Here is a 17258-nt window from a genome sequence, read left to right on the forward strand (position 1 = left end):
TCTGTATGTTAAAGAATCATTTTAAAATAGCTTTGCGAAACCTCTGGAGGCACAGAGTTTTTTCATTTATTAATATCACAGGTTTATCTGTTGGTATAACAGCATGTTTTTTCATATTCATGTATGTGGCCTTCGAGCTGAGCTATGATAGGTTCCACACCAAGGTAGATCGTATTTACCGTATAGTTACAGATATTAAAACCCCATCAGAAACAATAAACACAGGTGTTACTTCATGGGCTTTCGCTCCAAATATAAAAGCAGATTTCCCTGAAGTGGAATCATTTGTAAGGGTGAGTGGTGGTAGCTTTCTGGTAAGAAAAGATAATATTAAATTTCAGGAGGAAAGAACTCTATTTGCTGACTCATCCTTTTTCAGGGTATTTGATTTCAAGCTATTAAAAGGGAACCCTCAGACAGCATTAGTTGCCCAGGCAAGTGTGGTATTTACAGAAACTGCTGCTAAAAAGTATTTCGGTAATAGCAACCCTGTGGGGAAAACCGTATTAATTACCGGTGATGCCATACCTGCAACGGTAACAGGTATAATGCAGGACATGCCCGAAAATTCGCAGATAAAAGCAGATATGCTGGTATCTATGACATCGCTTACAGAAAGATTTAATAAAGGTTTAGATAAGCAATGGGGTAACTACGGTGCTACAAGTTTCCTTCTTTTAAAGCCGGGTACTGATGGAAAAACATTGGAAAAGAAATTACCGGCATTTATGGAAAAACGTAATGGGGTTGAGGCAAAAAAAAATCAAATGTTTGCAACGCTGTTCCTTGAACCTATGAAGGATGTTTATTTGCACACCAAAAGAGGCGGACAAGAAACAGGCAGCATTAGCAACGTTTATATTTTCAGTATCGTAGCGGTATTTATACTGCTGATTGCCTGTATCAACTTTATTAACCTTACCACAGCCCGCTCTGTTGAAAGGGCAAAAGAAGTTGGCATCCGTAAAGTTGTGGGTGCAGCCAAAGGCGAATTGGCCAGGCAATTTATAGGCGAATCTGTAGTGCTGTGCCTCATCGCCTTTGTAATAACTGTTATTCTATCTGTATTATTACTGCCGTTGTTTAACCAGTTGTCAGGTAAAATTGTTAGTCCGGGTATATTTTCAAATGCCTGGAATATAATTATTTTATTTGTTACCTCTATTGGCATTGGTTTACTTGCGGGTATATATCCTGCTATGGTACTTACATCATTTAAACCGGTTTTGGTTTTAAAGGGGAGGTTTTCTACCGGTACAAAAGGCAGCATGCTGAGAAAAAGCCTGGTTGTAGCACAGTTCAGTATATCTATTGCGCTAATCATCGGTACCATTATCGTTTATAACCAAATGGATTTTATGCGTAACCGTGATCTGGGCTTCACAAAAGATCAGGTGATCGTTTTAGATAGTAATGGCGACCCGGGTAAACAAGCATTCAGTCAAACCATAGCAGCTTTATCGGGTGTTAAATCAGTCTCATTATCATCAAGCGTACCCGGTGGTGGCAATTCAGGCGCTTATTCAGAGATCGAAAACAAAAAAGGTGACCTGCAAATAGCCAACCTCGACCTATACTTTGTAGATTTTAACTACATCAACCAGTTTAAAATAAAAATGGTCGCAGGCAGGCCGTTCTCTAAAGACTTTATGACAACTGATACATCACAAGCAATGCTGCTAAATGAAGAAGCAGTTAAGTTGTTTGGCTACAGTTCGCCACAACAGGCAATTGGCAGGCGTTTTAAACAATGGGGCCGCGAAGGTAAAATAGTAGGGGTGATGAAAGATTTTCACTTCAGATCGCTGCAAGAAAAAATAAAGCCTTTGAGCATGCGTGTTGAATTGAATAACCTTAACCTGGTATCAGTAAAAGTATCAGCAGCTAACCTGCCGGGCACACTTGCCGCTATTGAAAGTAAATGGAAACAGCTTTTACCGAACAGGCCTTTTAGCTATTACTTTTTAGATGAGTTTTTTGACAGGCAATACCGCAGCGAACAGCGTTTTGGTAAACTCTTCTTTAACTTTTCTATACTGGCAATAGCCATATCATGCCTTGGTTTATTAGGCCTGGCTTCCTACAGCACTTATCAACGCACCCGCGAGATAGGTATCCGTAAAGTATTAGGCGCTTCAACACCTGGTATAGTAAATATGCTCTCTATCGACTTTATGAAACTGGTACTTATTTCTTTTTTTATTGCAAGCCCTCTTGCCTGGTACTTTATGTATAAATGGCTGCAGGATTTTGCTTACCGTATTGATATACAGTGGTGGGTATTTGTAGTTGCAGGTATCCTGGCTATGATAGTGGCTATTACAACCATAAGTTTCCAGGCTATAAAAGCAGCGCTAAGTAACCCGGTAAAGAGTTTACGAAGCGAATAATGATTTTTCATTAGGTCACAGATACATTTAAAGAAATGTATCTGTGACCTAATAATTTTGACTCAATAACGAATGAAGTAATGATTAAGATATGATAAAGAATTATTTTAAAACCGCCTGGCGTAATCTTTGGAAAAACAAAGTATCGTCTGTGATAAATATAATTGGCCTTGCCATAGGTATGGCCGCTTGTATTGTTATCATTCTATTCGTATCATACGAAAAGAGCTTTGATAACTTCCATACCAAAAACATTTACCGCCTTAACGAGGTACAAAAATTCCCGGGGATGGTGGCTTCTCAAAAAGTAGCGCTGTCTATGTACCCAATGGGGCCGGCGTTAAAGAACGAGTTTCCGGAGATCAAAAACTTTACGCGTGTAAAATGGAATGCTAAATATCAGGTCACTAACGGCGATAAACGGATATTTTTGCCACAGGTGTTTGCTGTTGATTCTACCTTTTTAAAAATATTCGATTTTCAATTGATAAAAGGCAATAAAGAAACTGCTTTAGAAAAGCCAAATAGTGTTTTAATTACCCAGCAAACTGCCGAAAAACTTTTTGGTACTGAAGACCCCATGGGTAAGGTAATAACCCATTATGGTGGCGATACGGTTAAATTTGCGGTTACCGGTGTATTAGCTAATGTGCCGCAAAACTCCCAGTTGCAATTTGATGCCGTATACTCGTTCAGCAGCATTTATAAACCCTGGATGAATAACTGGGGTGGTAACTGGTTAAATACTTATTTTGAGTTAGCGCCGGGTACTAAAACTGCCGCTTTAGAAAAGCAATTTCCAAATTTTCTGAAAAAGTACATGTCTAAAGAAGGCGCAACCTTTTATGAACTGTTTGTATTGCCGCTTAAGGCCGTTCACGCCAACTCTGCAGATATCGGGCTTGATTATATCAACTTCCAAAAGTTCGACAAAAACTCAACTAATCTGTTTGGTATAATAGCATTCATTGTGCTCATCATAGCCTGTATAAACTTCATGAATCTTTCAACCGCACGTTCATCTGAAAGGGCAAAAGAAGTTGGCATTCGCAAATCAATAGGAGCTGGCCGTTTTCAATTAGCGATGCAATTTTTAGGCGAAACCATCTTGTTATCGCTATTAGCACTGCTGTTATCTATTGCTTTGGTTGAACTTACACTGCCATTTGTGAATAATTTAAGTCAGCGCCATATAACGCTGCCATTATTCAGTAACCCGTTAATTATATTAGTGATGCTTGGCGGTACTACACTGGTAGGGATACTATCGGGGATCTATCCTGCTGTATTTTTGTCGTCGTTCCAGCCGGTTAAAGTATTAAAGGGATCTGTTGAAAGTGGTAAAAATAAAGGCAGGTTGCGTAATATATTAGTTGTAGGCCAGTTTACCAGCGCAGTTTTCTTGATGATAGCCACTGTGTTTGTGCTTAAGCAGCTGGATTTTATGCAAAAGAAAGACCCCGGCTTTAACCGCGAACAGATTGTTACCATTCCATTGGATAACATTACTTCGCGCAAGTTTGATGTTTTAAAACAACAATTATCCGGCAATACCTTAATTGCAGGGGTAACAGGTGCACAGGATAATTTGGGAAGCCATCTGGATCAGTCTGGCGTGGAGTTTAAATATGGCGGCGGGCCATTAAGGAAACTGGCATCAACCCGCTTAATTGTTGATCCTGATTATTTAAGCCTGTACAAAATAAAGCTTGTTGCGGGTAAAAACTTCTCCAATGAAAAAGGCGCTAATGGCCGTGAATACATTATTAACGAAGCACTGGCTAAAGAGCTGTTAAAAGATTATCCTAAGGCTACAACAGAATCGCTTGTTGGTAAGCATTTTGGTTTTGATTCGGCCGGTGTAATAACCGGTATTGCCAAAAACTTCAATTTTAATTCGTTGCATTACAAGGTGGAAACCATGTTCATGTTTAATCAAAAGGACTGGGGTTACAGCAACGCATCTGTTAAAATAAAACCGGGCAAATCAGCGGAGGCCATCAACTTTATTAAAGCGACGTGGAAATCCATGTTCCCTGATTATCCTTTTGAATATCAATTTTTAGATGAACATTTTGAGGAAGTTTACCGTGCCGATAACCAGGTTAGTAAAATAGTAAGCATACTGGCCGGATTGGCCATAGTTATATCCTGCCTTGGACTGTTTGGCCTTGCATCATTCTCTGCGGAAAAACGGGTTAAGGAAATAGGCGTGCGCAAAGTATTGGGTGCATCTGTGCAAAGTGTGGTGCTGTTGCTTTCCGGGCATTTTATTAAGCTGGTATTTATATCAAACCTTATTGCCTGGCCGCTTGCCTGGTATGTAATGAACCGTTGGCTGCAAGATTTTGCTTACCGTATAGATATTACATGGGGCACATTTGCGTTTGTGGCCTTGCTATCTGTGCTAATAGCTTTGTTAACCATCAGTTTTCAATCAGTTAAAGCAGCAATAGCTAACCCGGTAAAAAGTTTAAGAAGCGAATAGAGTTAGTATTAACAGTTAAAAATCACTGGGGTCATAAAGTTTAATTAGTAGCATGATAAGAAATTATTTTAAAACAGCCTGGCGCAATTTGTCGCAAAACAAAACAACATCTTTAATAAGCATAGCCGGGTTAGCAGTTGGCATCTGCTGCTTTTTACTATTGTCTACCTATCTGATCAACGAATTACGCTATGACCGTTTTCATGAAAAGGCCGGCCGGATAGTACGGATTGCCTACAGTTACAAATCTGCCGATGACCCTGAAGCTACCAACACTGCCAGAACACCTACGGCACCTGTGCCGGTGTTTAAGCAGGAATTAGCGGAAATTGAAGATGGTGTACGAATTTATGATTACTCTGGCGGCAGGCCTGCCGCTGTGCAATATGGTGATAAGCTTTTGAGTGAGAAGAAAATGCTTTTAGCCGATGAGTCGTTCTTTAAGATCTTCAGCTTTAGGTTTGTGGCCGGTAACAGGGCTACCGCTTTAAAGAACCCATCGTCAGTGGTTATTTCGCAATCAACAGCAAAAAAATATTTTGGTGATGATAACCCTATCGGTAAAATACTAAAGGTTAACCAAACCAATAATATGATGGTAACCGGTGTTGTTGAAGATATGCCGGAATACTCACAGATAAAATTTGATTTGATGGGCAGCTATGCCACTCTGGAGCGCTCAAAAAGCCGCAAATGGGATTCGGCAAACGATTACTCATACCTATTGCTTAAACCAGGCGTAAACCCGTTAACTGTTCAAAATAAAATGAACAGTTACTTAAATAATCTCTCCAAAGACGACACTAACCCGGGCTCTAAAGCATGGTTCACTTTAGAACCGCTTACCAGGGTGCATCTTTACTCAGCTGCATCATCAGGGTTAGAGCCGTCAGGCAACATTAAATACATTTATATTTTAGGTATAGTCGCTATAATATTACTGGTGCTTGCCTGTGTTAACTTTTTAAACTTAGTTACCGCTAAATCGGCAGAACGTGCACGCGAAATAGGCGTACGTAAAGTAATGGGTGCACAGCGTGGCCAGTTATTTTTCCAATTTATAACAGAGGCCGCTATTATAACATTGCTGTCGTTAGTAGCGGGCTTATTGTTGGCAGCAGCTTGTTTCCCATCATTTAGCACTTTTAGCGGCCAGGTACTCAGCTTTAACACCTGGAATATTACCTGGCTGGTAAGCGCGCTGATAAGCCTGTTTATTTTGGTGACTTTATTGGCCGGTACTTATCCGTCATTATATCTGTCGGCTTTTAAGCCGGTGGTAACGCTTAAGGGTAATTCAGGTGGTTATGCAGGGGGAAATACGCTACGTAAATCATTGGTAGTATTTCAGTTTGTTGTATCGGTATTCTTTATCATCAGCACATTAATTGCAGGCAGCCAGTTACAATATATACAGCATTTAAATACCGGTATGAACCGTGAGCAGGTAATGGTGCTGGAAATTGGCGGCATGCCTTACAGTAATATGGAGGCTTTTAAAAGTGAGATAATGCGGCAATCGGGCATCCAGGGCGCAACAGCTACTTATGATTCGCCTGTAAATGTACGGGGCGGCTATTCTATCAATAGCGCCGAAGGTAAAGCACCCGATTATAATTTATCTGTAATAGCCATGCCTGTTGAAAAAAGCTTTATCAAAACTATGGGCATTAAGCTGATACAAGGCAATGACCTTAACATAAGCGACGAGCAGCAGGTACAATCAAAAGACAGCGAAAAGCGTAAATACAGTTTTATATTAAATGAAACCGCCATACGTGAGATGGGATGGAAGCCGGAGGAGGCCATTGGCAAGCGCATAGGTTTAAATGGCCGTACAGGCACTATAAAGGCCATAGCGAAGGATTTTAACTTTACATCGCTGCACACCAAGATCTCGCCGATAGTAATGTTTCCAGAATATGATTGGTTTGGTAAGTTATTGGTAAAAACAAATGGTAAAAATACCGCCAATACTATTGAAGCCGTACAAGCCCAATGGCATAAGTTTTATCCAAACACGCCTATTGAATATCATTTTCTTGACCAGGAGTTTAATGAAATGTACAAGAACGACCAGCGCACAAGCAGTATATTAACTGCTTTTACCGTTGTTACCATATTTATATCATGCCTGGGGTTGTTCGGGTTAGCAGTATTCTCAACCCGTCAGCGTGTTAAAGAGATAGGTATACGTAAAGTTTTAGGGGCCGGGGTATTGAATATTGTAGGCCTTATTTCTTCAGATTTTTTAAAGCTGGTGATCATTGCCGTTATCATCTCTTCGCCATTAGCCTGGTATGCCATGAGTAAATGGCTGCAGGATTTTGCTTATCGCATACATATTGAGTGGTGGGTATTTGCATTGGCAGGAGGCATGGCTGTTATCATCGCCTTTATTACGGTAGGTTATCAATCTGTAAAAGCGGCCCTGAGTAACCCGGTGAAAAGCTTGCGGAGCGAATAGGATAGATGTGTTTTCACATATTAAATAATTAACACGATTTCGGTCGTGTTTTTTTTGCACCTGATTCTTGTCTTTTTGTGCCTGGTTCTATCACTATAACTGTATCATTACCGAACGCACGCTGTGCATAAGCGTACAGTTTAGTTTTTAATTTATATTATAATATGCTCATAATAAGTGCTTTATAACTTTGGTATATTATTGATGCTTTAATGCCAAAATCAAATAAGAAATTGCAACCAGTAAACAACAATTCATTAATCACAAACAATTAAAATGTTATCACTTCAGCATATTTCAAAGTATTACCAGGTAGGCGGAAACAAGAATTTTGTTATAAACGACATTAGTTTAGATGTTGAAGAAGGCGAGTTTGTTTCAATAATGGGCCCCTCGGGTTCAGGGAAATCAACGTTGCTTAATATTGTAGGCATGTTAGATGAGCCATCGGCCGGTTACCATTATTTTGTAAACCAGCCCGTGCATCAGCTTAAAGAAAAACAGCGCTCGGCATTGTATAAACAATACATCGGGTTTGTTTTCCAGGCCTACCATTTAATTGACGAGCTTACCGTTTATGAAAACATCGAGACCCCTTTGATCTATCAGGATGTAAAAGGATCTGAACGCAAAGCGATGGTAGCCGACATGCTTGACCGTTTCCAGATAGTAGGCAAGAAGGATCTTTTCCCGGCGCAGTTATCCGGCGGGCAACAGCAATTAGTAGGTATTGCACGCGCTTTGATTGCCAAACCGAAATTATTATTAGCTGATGAACCCACAGGTAACCTTAACTCTAAACAAGGCGAAGAGATTATGGAGCTGTTTCGTAAGCTGAACAAAGAAGATGGCGTTACTATCATCCAGGTAACCCACTCCGAAAAAAACGCGGAATATGGTACGCGTATTATTAACCTGCTGGATGGAAGGGTAGAATCTTCCAAAAAATTCTGAACTATAACACAAAATGCGATACTTTAAATTTATATTTTTTAGTTTAATTACTGTACTACCGGCATTGGCGCACAGCCAAACTGCCACAGATAGTGTACTTACCTTGCAGCAATGCATTGATATTGCCATCAAAAACAATCTCGATGTAAAGAAGAGCGAGCTGCAAATGCAAACCACTCATGTTAACTTTAACCAGGCAAGAGAAAACATGCTGCCTTCTATAAATGGCCAGGTAGACCATAGCATTAACAGTGGCCGTGGTATTGATCCATCAACCAACACTTATGTAAACCAATCGTTTAAACAGGGTAATTATAGCTTAAGCAGTGATCTTACCGTATTTAGTGGCTTACAAAACCTTAATAATATCAAACAAACATCTTTAGCCTATCAAGCCGGTAAAATGGATTTCCAACAAGCTAAAGACCAGGTTACTATTAATGTTATTACAGCTTATTTAACGGTGCTTGATAATACAGAACTGCTAAATCAGGTTAAAACCCAGCTGGTGGTATCAAAAAAACAAGTAGAACGTTTAGAGATCTTAGAGAAAGAGGGCGCCAACAAATTACCATCAGATCTTTACGATTTGAAAGGTACTTATGGCGATAACCAGGTAACGGTTGTAAATACTGCCAATACTTTGAAAACATCAAAGCTTAATTTATTGCAGATAATGAACATTCCGTATAAAGAAACAATTACCCTACAGCCTATAAATGCTGATGAATTGGCCAAGCAAACGCCCAACTCGGCCGACCAGGTGTACGATATTGCTTTAAACCAATTGGCTTATGTAAAAGCGGCCACTTTAAGACGCCAGAGTGCCGAAAAAGGCGTAAGTGCTGCCAGGGGAAGTTTACTACCTACAATATCTTTGTTTGGAGGTATATCTACCAATTACTCCAGCGCGGCACAAATTGCCGGCCAGAATATTAGCTATTACGATCAGTTTAAAAACAATTATGGTACGCAGGTAGGGGTATCTTTGCGAGTACCGATATTGAATTACTTTCAAAACCGCAACAAGGTAGCTTTAGCCAAAATTCAATTACAAAACAATATTTATGTTGAGCAAACTACCAAGGTTCAACTAAAGCAAAACGTAGAGCAGGCTTATTTAAACATGACATCGGCTTATGAAAGGTATAACGCGTTGGTAGAGCAAGTAAAAGCTTATACCGAATCATTCCGTACCGCCGAGATCCGTTTCAACGCCGGCGTATTAACTTCGGTTGACTTTGTAGTTGCCAAGAACAACCTTGACAGGGCAAACTTCAACCTCATTAATGCCCGATACGATTGCTATATCTACAATAAAATATTAGACTATTACCAGGGTAAACTAGCTCTGTAGCATTTGTAATTATCAATTTAGAATAGAATATCCGGTTTACCAATGTGGTAAACCGGATATTCTATTTTTAAAAAGCTTTGATTATTTAACACAATTTCTAAACTTTGCTGTTCAACCTTAAAACAACCTTATGAAAAAATTTATCCTTTCGCTTTCTATATTTTTAGTCGCGGCAACTGCTTCACAGGCCCAGTTATTACCTAAATTTCAATTAGGAGTAAAGGGCGGTGTTAATTTAACCAGCCTATCAAATTCAGGAAGTACATTTAATAGCGACAACCGCGCGGGTTACCTGGGTGGTTTATGGGCCCGCTTTGGCGCATTAGGCTTTAACTTTCAACCAGAAATTTACGTCACCAGCAAAAACGTTGATTTAAATAGCGGAAACACATCAAATCATGCAAAATTTACCAGTATTGATGTACCATTACTTTTTGGTGGTAAAGTTGGAGCGTTTGGCTTTGGTGGCAGGTTTTATACCGGCCCGTTAATGTCATTTGCTATTAATAAAGACCAGAAGTTTTTTAATGCAGCAGGTGATGCTACCAGATTAGATTATAAAGATTCAAACATTGCCTGGACAGTAGGTGCCGGTGTCGATATCCGAAAAATATCTATTGATTTACGTTATGAGGCCGGTTTAACCAAGCAAAACTATTATGATGGATCAACTTCCTTTAAAACACGTGTTAGCTTATTCAACTTAAGCTTAGGTTACGCGTTCTTATAATTAAACCAACTTTTTAATAAAAGGCTTGTGCATTGCACAGGCCTTTTTTGTTTCATAAAAGTGGTTTAGATATTTATCTTTATGGGGATAAACCACTCCAATTATGTCACAAGCAAAACCTAAAGCATCTCTTTTTACTCTTACATTAGCCGTTGCTATTTGCTGCGCATCCAATTTAAACGCGCAATCTATAAATAACGGGCAAGGAAGTATCCGCCTCAACCAAATTGGATTTTATCCTGGCGCAGCCAAAGTTGCTATCTTAACAAATAGCAATACAGGTAAATTTTATATTCAAAACACAAACAAGAAAACAGTTTACACCGGTGAGTTAAAACCATCCGTACAACCGGCATTCTCCGGAAAGCTTACTGCAATAGCCAATTTTTCTGATTTTAAAAAGCCAGGAACCTATACCGTATACGTACCGGGAACTGGTAATTCTTATCCGTTCAATATTAAAACTTCTGTTTATAAAAGTGTTGCAGATGCTACCATTAAGGCATTTTACTTTCAGCGTGCATCAATTCCGTTAGATGAAAAATATGCCGGTAAATGGCATAGGGCAGAAGGGCACCCGGATGATAAAGTTTTGGTACATGCATCTGCTGCGAGTGATAAGCGCCCGGAAAGAACTGTGATATCAAGTCCGCGTGGTTGGTATGATGCCGGCGATTATAACAAATACATAGTGAACAGCGGCATCACAACAGCAACATTGCTTTCCCTGTATGAGGATTTTCCTGATTACATGAAAACCGTAAAACTAAACATCCCGGAAAGTAACAATCAGTTGCCCGATGTTTTGGATGAAATTTTATGGAACCTCCGCTGGATGCTTACCATGCAGGACCCAAATGATGGCGGCGTATACCATAAGCTTACCAACCCAAAGTTTGATGCCATGATAATGCCAGACAAAGCCGTTGAGCAAAGATATGTAGTACAAAAAGGAACGGCAGCCACATTAGATTTTGCAGCGGTTATGGCGCAGGCATCCCGCATATTTAAAAAATTCCCGCGGCAGTTACCCGGTCTTGCAGATTCTTGTATAAAAGCATCAGAAAGTGCCTATCAGTGGGCGGTTAAAAACCCGGATATGGTATACAATCAGGATGCGATGAACAAAAAGTTTAAACCAGAAGTTGTAACCGGAGGTTATGGTGACAGGAGTTTTGCTGATGAATTTATCTGGGCCGCATCAGAGTTATATGTAACAACCGGTAAGGATGAATATTACAGTAAGCTTAATTTAATCGGTAATGATAAAATGCAGGTGCCGTCATGGGCGCAGGTAAAAATGCTGGGTTATTATACCCTTGCCCAAAATTCAGGCAGCAACATTGCCCATCACCCCGAACTGCAACAAGTTAAACAACACCTTGTAGCTTATGCAGATTCAATGATAGCGAACGCGGATAAAAATGCCTACCAAACAGTTATGACCAAGGCTGCTTCAAACTTTAACTGGGGAAGTAACAGCAATGCGGCCAACCAGGGCATATTACTGATAAAGGCTTACAAGTTATCTAACAATAAAAAATATTTGGATTACGCTTTAAGTAACCTCGATTATGTTTTAGGCAGGAATGGAGCTGGTTACTCGTATATTACCGGGTATGGAAGTAAAAGCCCTATGCACCCGCACCACAGGCCATCGGTTGCGGATGGAGTGGTTGACCCAATCCCGGGCTTGCTTTCCGGCGGGCCCAATCCGGGTATGCAGGACGGCATCAAAGTCCCGTCAACCGTCCCAGACGAAGCTTTTATTGATGATGACAGGGCATATGCTGCTAATGAGATAGCTATTAACTGGAATGCACCAATGGCATACCTTGCAAACGCTATTGAAGCTTTGCAGAAACAGTTAGCTATTAAGTAGCGAAACGGGCAACACATCGGTTTTATTTTAAACCGATGTTATAGCTGTAATAATAAGGATTATAAAGAAAGAAAGTCCAAATACAATTGAATACATGAATGATACACCTATCATTTTGCTCACTGTTCGCCAGCGGCTGCGGTTATATACTATTCGTAATGAGCGATATACGTACCAAATAATGATGATGATTGCTAACGTTTGAAATAAATCAACAACCGTTCCCCAACTTTCAGGTAGGATTATGTTTACCAGCATGATAAGAGTTAAAAACAAAAACAAAAAGCAGTGAAGATGTATGGTGTAAATAACATGCTCAACATAAAATTTATGATTTTTCCAGAATGCTAACTTTAATATAAACGCAAACATAGGCAACAACAAAAACATCATTTTTGGCGCGTTATGTTTTAGCCCTTCTCCTAAAATTTCCTTTGCATTCTTTCCTTGTTTCTTCCAGTCGAAATTCTTTTTAACCAGATAATGCTCTATTCTATTATCACGTTTATCTGCTGACAGTTTATTTTGGTCGGCCAGATACTCTTCGTAGGTTTTAAATTTATTGATATTATCGTCGCCATAAATGGTAAAGCCGCCGTCATCGTCTGCTTTCTGTTCTTTTACCTTCTTAGAATCTTTTTTCAGGTCGGCGTTTATTTCTTTAGCAATAGTATCTGGTATAAAAGCTTTTATTTTTTTAGACAATTCAGCTTTTTGCTCCGCACTGAGAGTTGGGTTTGCATTTATACCTTTATCTATAGCTTTCTTAGCATTATCCCGGCCTTTTTGTTCGCTTTTAGTGACCTTTTTTTCACTACCAGTTTCATTTTTTTTACCTGAAAAGATAATCACAAAAAACACAAGGCTAATAAAAATATACATCTTAACGGGGTGCAAATATTGCGCCCGGCGGCCCATCAGATATTCGTTGGTAAGATGCCCCGGCTTAAAAAAAAGCGGCCTCAGTGTATGAAAAAACTGGTAATCAAAATGAAAGTAATCGCTAATAGCATGATTTAACATGTGGCCGAAGCTTTCTTTCATCTCCAGGTTTTCCTGCCCGCAATTATGGCAAAATTTACCCTCTAAGATAGTTCCACAGTTAAGGCAATCATTCTCGTGCCGGTAATGCTTTTTCATTTTATTTTACTTTCCTGAAATTAATTATAGATGGGCATTAAATTTAGGCGTGTTGTATAGCGTGCTTTAACGCTGCATTATGTTTGTATCTAAACACAAAAGGGAAAATGATAGCAATAACTAAGGCATAGCCGGCAAATGTTAGCCATATGCCATGCCAGTTCTTACTTTGATCAGGCATGGTAAAAAACTGCTGGATCACGGCGCCGCTAATGATACTGCCGAAAAATGCACCAAAGCCATTCACCATCATCATGAATAAACCCTGTGCACTACCCCGGATCTCGGGCGCTGCCTGCGTTTCTACAAATAACGACCCCGAAATATTAAAGAAATCAAATGCCATACCGTATACGATACATGATAAAATGATCATCCATAGACCACCTGCAGGATCACCAAAAGCAAAAAGCCCAAACCTTAATACCCAGGCCAGCATACTAAACAGCATCACATATTTAATTCCGAATTTGCGCAGGAAGAATGGGATAGCCAGAATGAAAAGCGTTTCTGAGATCTGCGAAATAGACATGATAATAGCAGGATATTTTACCGCTAATGAATCTTTATATTCCGGCACATTCTTAAAGTCGTGGATATAGGTGTCACCATAGGCATTTGTTAGTTGCAAAGCTGCACCCAAAAGCAGCGAAAAGGCGAAGAAAATAGCAAACCTGGGTGTTTTAAACAAAGCAAAAGCATTGAGCCCTAAACGGCTCGAAAACGATTTATTGTTAGCCTTATTTAAAAGAGGGGGGCATTTGGGTAAACTGAATGAATAGATACCTAATGCCAGTGATATGGCCGAAGCGATGTAAAATTGATTAGCAGATGTTTCGTTATGAGTTAGGCTCACAGCCCACAAGGCAACAATAAACCCAACTGTTCCCCAGGTGCGGATGGGCGGGTATTCTTTTACAACATCAATGTTTTGACTCTTTAAAGCCGAATATGCCACTGTTATGGATAACGACAGGGTTGGCATATAGAACATCATATTCAATAATATCACCCAAAAAAAAGTACTTGGATCGGTTACCAACGGTAATGAAAAGAGGGTTAAAGCGCCCAGGATATGCATTATGCCGTAGAGCTTTTCGGCATTCATAAACCTGTCTGCTATAATACCAGTAATAGTGGGCATAAAAATAGATGCGATACCCATAGTAGAGAAAATAGCCCCAAACTGTGCACCCGACCATTGTTTGTTTTGAAACCAGTATGCTCCAATGGTGAGCAGCCAGGCTCCCCATATAAAAAATTGCATAAAATTCATCAGTATTAAGCGAAACTTAATATTCATACAGTACTGGTTTAATCAAGTTAGAGTATTGTTAAATTAAAAGCGGAAAGTAGTGAAATAATGCGAAATCGGGAAATTATAGCGCATAGGATTAAGTTAAAACGGAATAAAATTTTCATTCCGGTACTGATAAGTGCTTTTTTAAATCTTGAAGAGTTATGATGATTTGCGTTTGTTCAGTTCATCGCGGATACTGGCGGCTTTTTCATAAGCTTCATCTGCGAGCGCCTGTTGTAAGCGGGTTTTCAATTCATCCTCGCTTAACGATGCAAATGTACCGGCAGACGTAGCTGTATTTGTTTTTTCTTCAGAGGTTTCATTAATGTTCTCCAGGTAAACAAAGTCATTCCCTTCAATTACAATACCCGCGGTTGACAGGATGAACTCATAAGTATAAATAGGGCAGTCGAACCTTACCGATACCGCTATAGCATCAGATGTACGGGCATCAATCTCCACCGTTTTCTTACCATCAAAACATATCAGCTTGGCATAAAAAATACCATCAACCAGGTTGTAAATTATAACCTCCTGTACAGAAATGTTAAATGCCTGGCCCATGCTTTTAAACAGGTCATGCGTTAAGGGGCGGCTCGGGGTCATCTTTTCTATTTCAATAGCAATAGCCTGCGCCTCAAAACTGCCTATTATAATCGGCAATCTGCGGCGACCGCTCACTTCACCCAAAACCAAAGCATATGCGCCGGATTGTGTTTGACTGTAGGAAAGGCCTACAATATCCAGCTTAATTTTTTTCATGTCATTACCCATCACAAACCTATATTTTTAAGCTGATGCTTTATACTCTTTAACTGCAGCAATTAATTTTGGCAGTACTTCAAATGCGTCACCAACAATACCATAATCAGCAACCTTAAAAAATGGAGCTTCGGCATCTTTGTTAATCACAACAATAACCTTTGATGAACTTACCCCGGCAAGGTGCTGTATAGCCCCTGAAATACCAATTGCAATATACAAATTTGGACTGACAGCTATGCCTGTTTGGCCAACATGTTCGCTATGTGGTCTCCAGCCGGCATCTGATACAGGTTTTGAGCAGGCTGTAGCAGCACCCAAAAGATCGGCAAGCTCTTCAATCATGCCCCAGTTCTCGGGGCCTTTCAATCCACGGCCGGCAGAAACAACTATCTCAGCATCAGGCAACGAGACCTTTTCAGTTGAACGGACAATGTCTTTGATCATTTCTGTAAAGTCTGATGCTTTGGCTTCAACTTTAAAATCTTCAATCTGCGCCGCAGCACCATTTTCAACTACTTTGTAAGAATTTGGTGTTAAAGCGATAACCTTATTTGCTGATGTCAGCTCAACTATAGCGAATGCTTTACCCGAGAAAGCTGTCTTTTTAACGGTGAACTTGCCGCCATTCTGTTCAGGCAGGGCAACCGCACCATCTGCAACACCGGCTTCCAGCTTAACGCCCAGGCGTGGGGCCAGGCCACGGCCCGAAAATGAATTAGACAGCACAACTATATCAGCGGTATTAGCCTTTGCTGCTTCGGTAATAACCGATGCATAAGCCTGGTTAACAAAATTCTTTAGTTTATCGTTACTTACATTTAAAACCTTTTCGGCACCATATTTACCTAACGCGGTTAATTCATCATTGGCAACATCACCAATAGAAATAGCTACCAAATTGGTGTTGTTTTGATCGGCAATGGCTTTGGCGTATGATACAGCTTCAAAAGTTGATTTTTTGAATTTACCGCCGGCATTTTCCGCATATATTAAAACTGACATAAATAGATCTTCTACGTAAAATAATTAATTAAATAACCCTTGCCTGGGTGTGCAATAACTCAACCAGCTTGGCAGGGTCATCGGCGGGTACCAGGTTAACCTGTCCACGCGGTGCCGGTGTTTCATAACTGATGATCTCCGAAAAAGTTTTTACTTCTACAGGTTCAACAACAGTTAATGGTTTGGTACGTGCGCTCATAATACCCCGCATGTTCGGGATCTTTGGTTCGGCAACACCTTCGGCAGTACCGGCTACAAAAGGGAAGGGAATAGTTAATACTTCTTTACCACCTTCTATTTCGCGCTCAACAGTTGCCCGGGTTTCTTCGGCATCTAATTTTTTGATGATAGATACCGATGGGATATCTAATAATTCGCCCAGCATCCCGGCTACTTTTGAACCATTGTAATCAATTGATTCGCGGCCGGTAAGTATCAGGTCGAACGGATTTGCTTTAACATATTGTGCTATTTGATAGGCCACATACCAGGCATCATGCGGTTTAGCATTTATGCGTACGGCATCTGTAGCGCCAATTGCCAAAGCTTTACGTATTGTGGCCTCGGTGCTAACTTCGCCAACGTTAATGACAGTAACACTGCCTTTACCGCCATCGGTTAGCTCAATGGCACGCGCAAGGGCAATTTCGTCATAAGGGTTTAATATAAACTGAACACCATTGGTATTAAATTGGGTGTTGTTATCAGTAAAAGTTATTTTTGTCGTGGTATCCGGAACATTGCTGATACATACCAGTATTTTCATCATTATAATTGGTTTAT

The 17258-nt window shown here is 40.1% G+C and carries 12 protein-coding genes; 7 read left to right on the plus strand and 5 right to left on the minus strand.

Annotated elements, in window-relative coordinates:
* The first annotated feature begins 5 nt into the window (after nucleotides 1–5).
* The 7 genes from WC743_RS12865 to WC743_RS12895 all read left to right on the plus strand — a co-directional run bounded on the left by WC743_RS12865 (nucleotide 6) and on the right by WC743_RS12895 (nucleotide 12268).
* Nucleotides 6–2390: an ABC transporter permease gene (locus WC743_RS12865; RefSeq protein ID WP_373012413.1), complete on the plus strand. Its 2385-nt coding sequence runs from the start codon at nucleotides 6–8 to the stop codon at nucleotides 2388–2390.
* Nucleotides 2391–2481: 91 nt separating this feature from the next.
* Complete coding sequence (locus tag WC743_RS12870; protein ID WP_373012414.1) at nucleotides 2482–4878, plus strand: ABC transporter permease; 2397 nt, start codon at nucleotides 2482–2484, stop codon at nucleotides 4876–4878.
* Nucleotides 4879–4930: 52 nt separating this feature from the next.
* Complete coding sequence (locus WC743_RS12875; protein WP_373012415.1) at nucleotides 4931–7345, plus strand: ABC transporter permease; 2415 nt, start codon at nucleotides 4931–4933, stop codon at nucleotides 7343–7345.
* Between the two features lie 276 nt (nucleotides 7346–7621).
* The gene (locus WC743_RS12880) at nucleotides 7622–8299 is read left to right on the plus strand and encodes an ABC transporter ATP-binding protein (protein WP_373012416.1); all 678 of its coding nucleotides are present in this window, start codon (nucleotides 7622–7624) and stop codon (nucleotides 8297–8299) included.
* Nucleotides 8300–8312: 13 nt separating this feature from the next.
* Nucleotides 8313–9656, plus strand: coding sequence for a TolC family protein (locus WC743_RS12885; RefSeq protein ID WP_373012417.1), 1344 nt, complete (start codon nucleotides 8313–8315; stop codon nucleotides 9654–9656).
* A gap of 130 nt (nucleotides 9657–9786) precedes the next feature.
* Nucleotides 9787–10386, plus strand: coding sequence for a porin family protein (locus WC743_RS12890; RefSeq protein ID WP_373012418.1), 600 nt, complete (start codon nucleotides 9787–9789; stop codon nucleotides 10384–10386).
* A gap of 103 nt (nucleotides 10387–10489) precedes the next feature.
* Nucleotides 10490–12268 (plus strand): glycoside hydrolase family 9 protein, encoded by a 1779-nt coding sequence (locus WC743_RS12895; protein ID WP_373012419.1) that lies wholly within the window; start codon nucleotides 10490–10492, stop codon nucleotides 12266–12268.
* A gap of 27 nt (nucleotides 12269–12295) precedes the next feature.
* On the opposite strand, the gene WC743_RS12900 is transcribed toward WC743_RS12895, so the two are convergent.
* The 5 genes from WC743_RS12900 to WC743_RS12920 all read right to left on the minus strand — a co-directional run bounded on the left by WC743_RS12900 (nucleotide 12296) and on the right by WC743_RS12920 (nucleotide 17241).
* Nucleotides 12296–13408, minus strand: a complete 1113-nt coding sequence (locus WC743_RS12900; RefSeq protein ID WP_373012420.1) for a DUF3667 domain-containing protein — start codon at nucleotides 13406–13408, stop codon at nucleotides 12296–12298.
* 43 nt (nucleotides 13409–13451) lie between these two features.
* Nucleotides 13452–14711 (minus strand): nucleoside permease, encoded by a 1260-nt coding sequence (locus WC743_RS12905; RefSeq protein ID WP_373012421.1) that lies wholly within the window; start codon nucleotides 14709–14711, stop codon nucleotides 13452–13454.
* A gap of 156 nt (nucleotides 14712–14867) precedes the next feature.
* The gene (locus tag WC743_RS12910) at nucleotides 14868–15470 is read right to left on the minus strand and encodes a bifunctional nuclease domain-containing protein (protein WP_373012422.1); all 603 of its coding nucleotides are present in this window, start codon (nucleotides 15468–15470) and stop codon (nucleotides 14868–14870) included.
* A gap of 27 nt (nucleotides 15471–15497) precedes the next feature.
* Nucleotides 15498–16475 carry an electron transfer flavoprotein subunit alpha/FixB family protein gene (locus WC743_RS12915; RefSeq protein WP_373012423.1) on the minus strand — a complete coding sequence of 326 codons (978 nt, stop codon included), beginning with the start codon at nucleotides 16473–16475 and terminating at the stop codon, nucleotides 15498–15500.
* A 28-nt stretch (nucleotides 16476–16503) separates the two neighbouring features.
* Nucleotides 16504–17241: an electron transfer flavoprotein beta subunit/FixA family protein gene (locus WC743_RS12920; protein ID WP_373012487.1), complete on the minus strand. Its 738-nt coding sequence runs from the start codon at nucleotides 17239–17241 to the stop codon at nucleotides 16504–16506.
* Between the last annotated feature and the right edge of the window lie 17 nt (nucleotides 17242–17258).

The sequence above is a fragment of the Mucilaginibacter sp. genome (assembly GCF_041660805.1).
GTDB lineage: Bacteria > Bacteroidota > Bacteroidia > Sphingobacteriales > Sphingobacteriaceae > Mucilaginibacter.

Bases quoted from the DNA above. Each gene is read 5' to 3' on its own strand.
- WC743_RS12865 (WP_373012413.1), top strand. From the start codon at position 6: ATGTTAAAGAATCATTTTAAAATAGCTTTGCGAAACCTCTGGAGGCAC.
- WC743_RS12870 (WP_373012414.1), top strand. From the start codon at position 2,482: ATGATAAAGAATTATTTTAAAACCGCCTGGCGTAATCTTTGGAAAAAC.
- WC743_RS12875 (WP_373012415.1), top strand. From the start codon at position 4,931: ATGATAAGAAATTATTTTAAAACAGCCTGGCGCAATTTGTCGCAAAAC.
- WC743_RS12880 (WP_373012416.1), top strand. From the start codon at position 7,622: ATGTTATCACTTCAGCATATTTCAAAGTATTACCAGGTAGGCGGAAAC.
- WC743_RS12885 (WP_373012417.1), top strand. From the start codon at position 8,313: ATGCGATACTTTAAATTTATATTTTTTAGTTTAATTACTGTACTACCG.
- WC743_RS12890 (WP_373012418.1), top strand. From the start codon at position 9,787: ATGAAAAAATTTATCCTTTCGCTTTCTATATTTTTAGTCGCGGCAACT.
- WC743_RS12895 (WP_373012419.1), top strand. From the start codon at position 10,490: ATGTCACAAGCAAAACCTAAAGCATCTCTTTTTACTCTTACATTAGCC.
- WC743_RS12900 (WP_373012420.1), bottom strand. From the start codon at position 13,408: ATGAAAAAGCATTACCGGCACGAGAATGATTGCCTTAACTGTGGAACT.
- WC743_RS12905 (WP_373012421.1), bottom strand. From the start codon at position 14,711: ATGAATATTAAGTTTCGCTTAATACTGATGAATTTTATGCAATTTTTT.
- WC743_RS12910 (WP_373012422.1), bottom strand. From the start codon at position 15,470: ATGAAAAAAATTAAGCTGGATATTGTAGGCCTTTCCTACAGTCAAACA.
- WC743_RS12915 (WP_373012423.1), bottom strand. From the start codon at position 16,475: ATGTCAGTTTTAATATATGCGGAAAATGCCGGCGGTAAATTCAAAAAA.
- WC743_RS12920 (WP_373012487.1), bottom strand. From the start codon at position 17,241: ATGAAAATACTGGTATGTATCAGCAATGTTCCGGATACCACGACAAAA.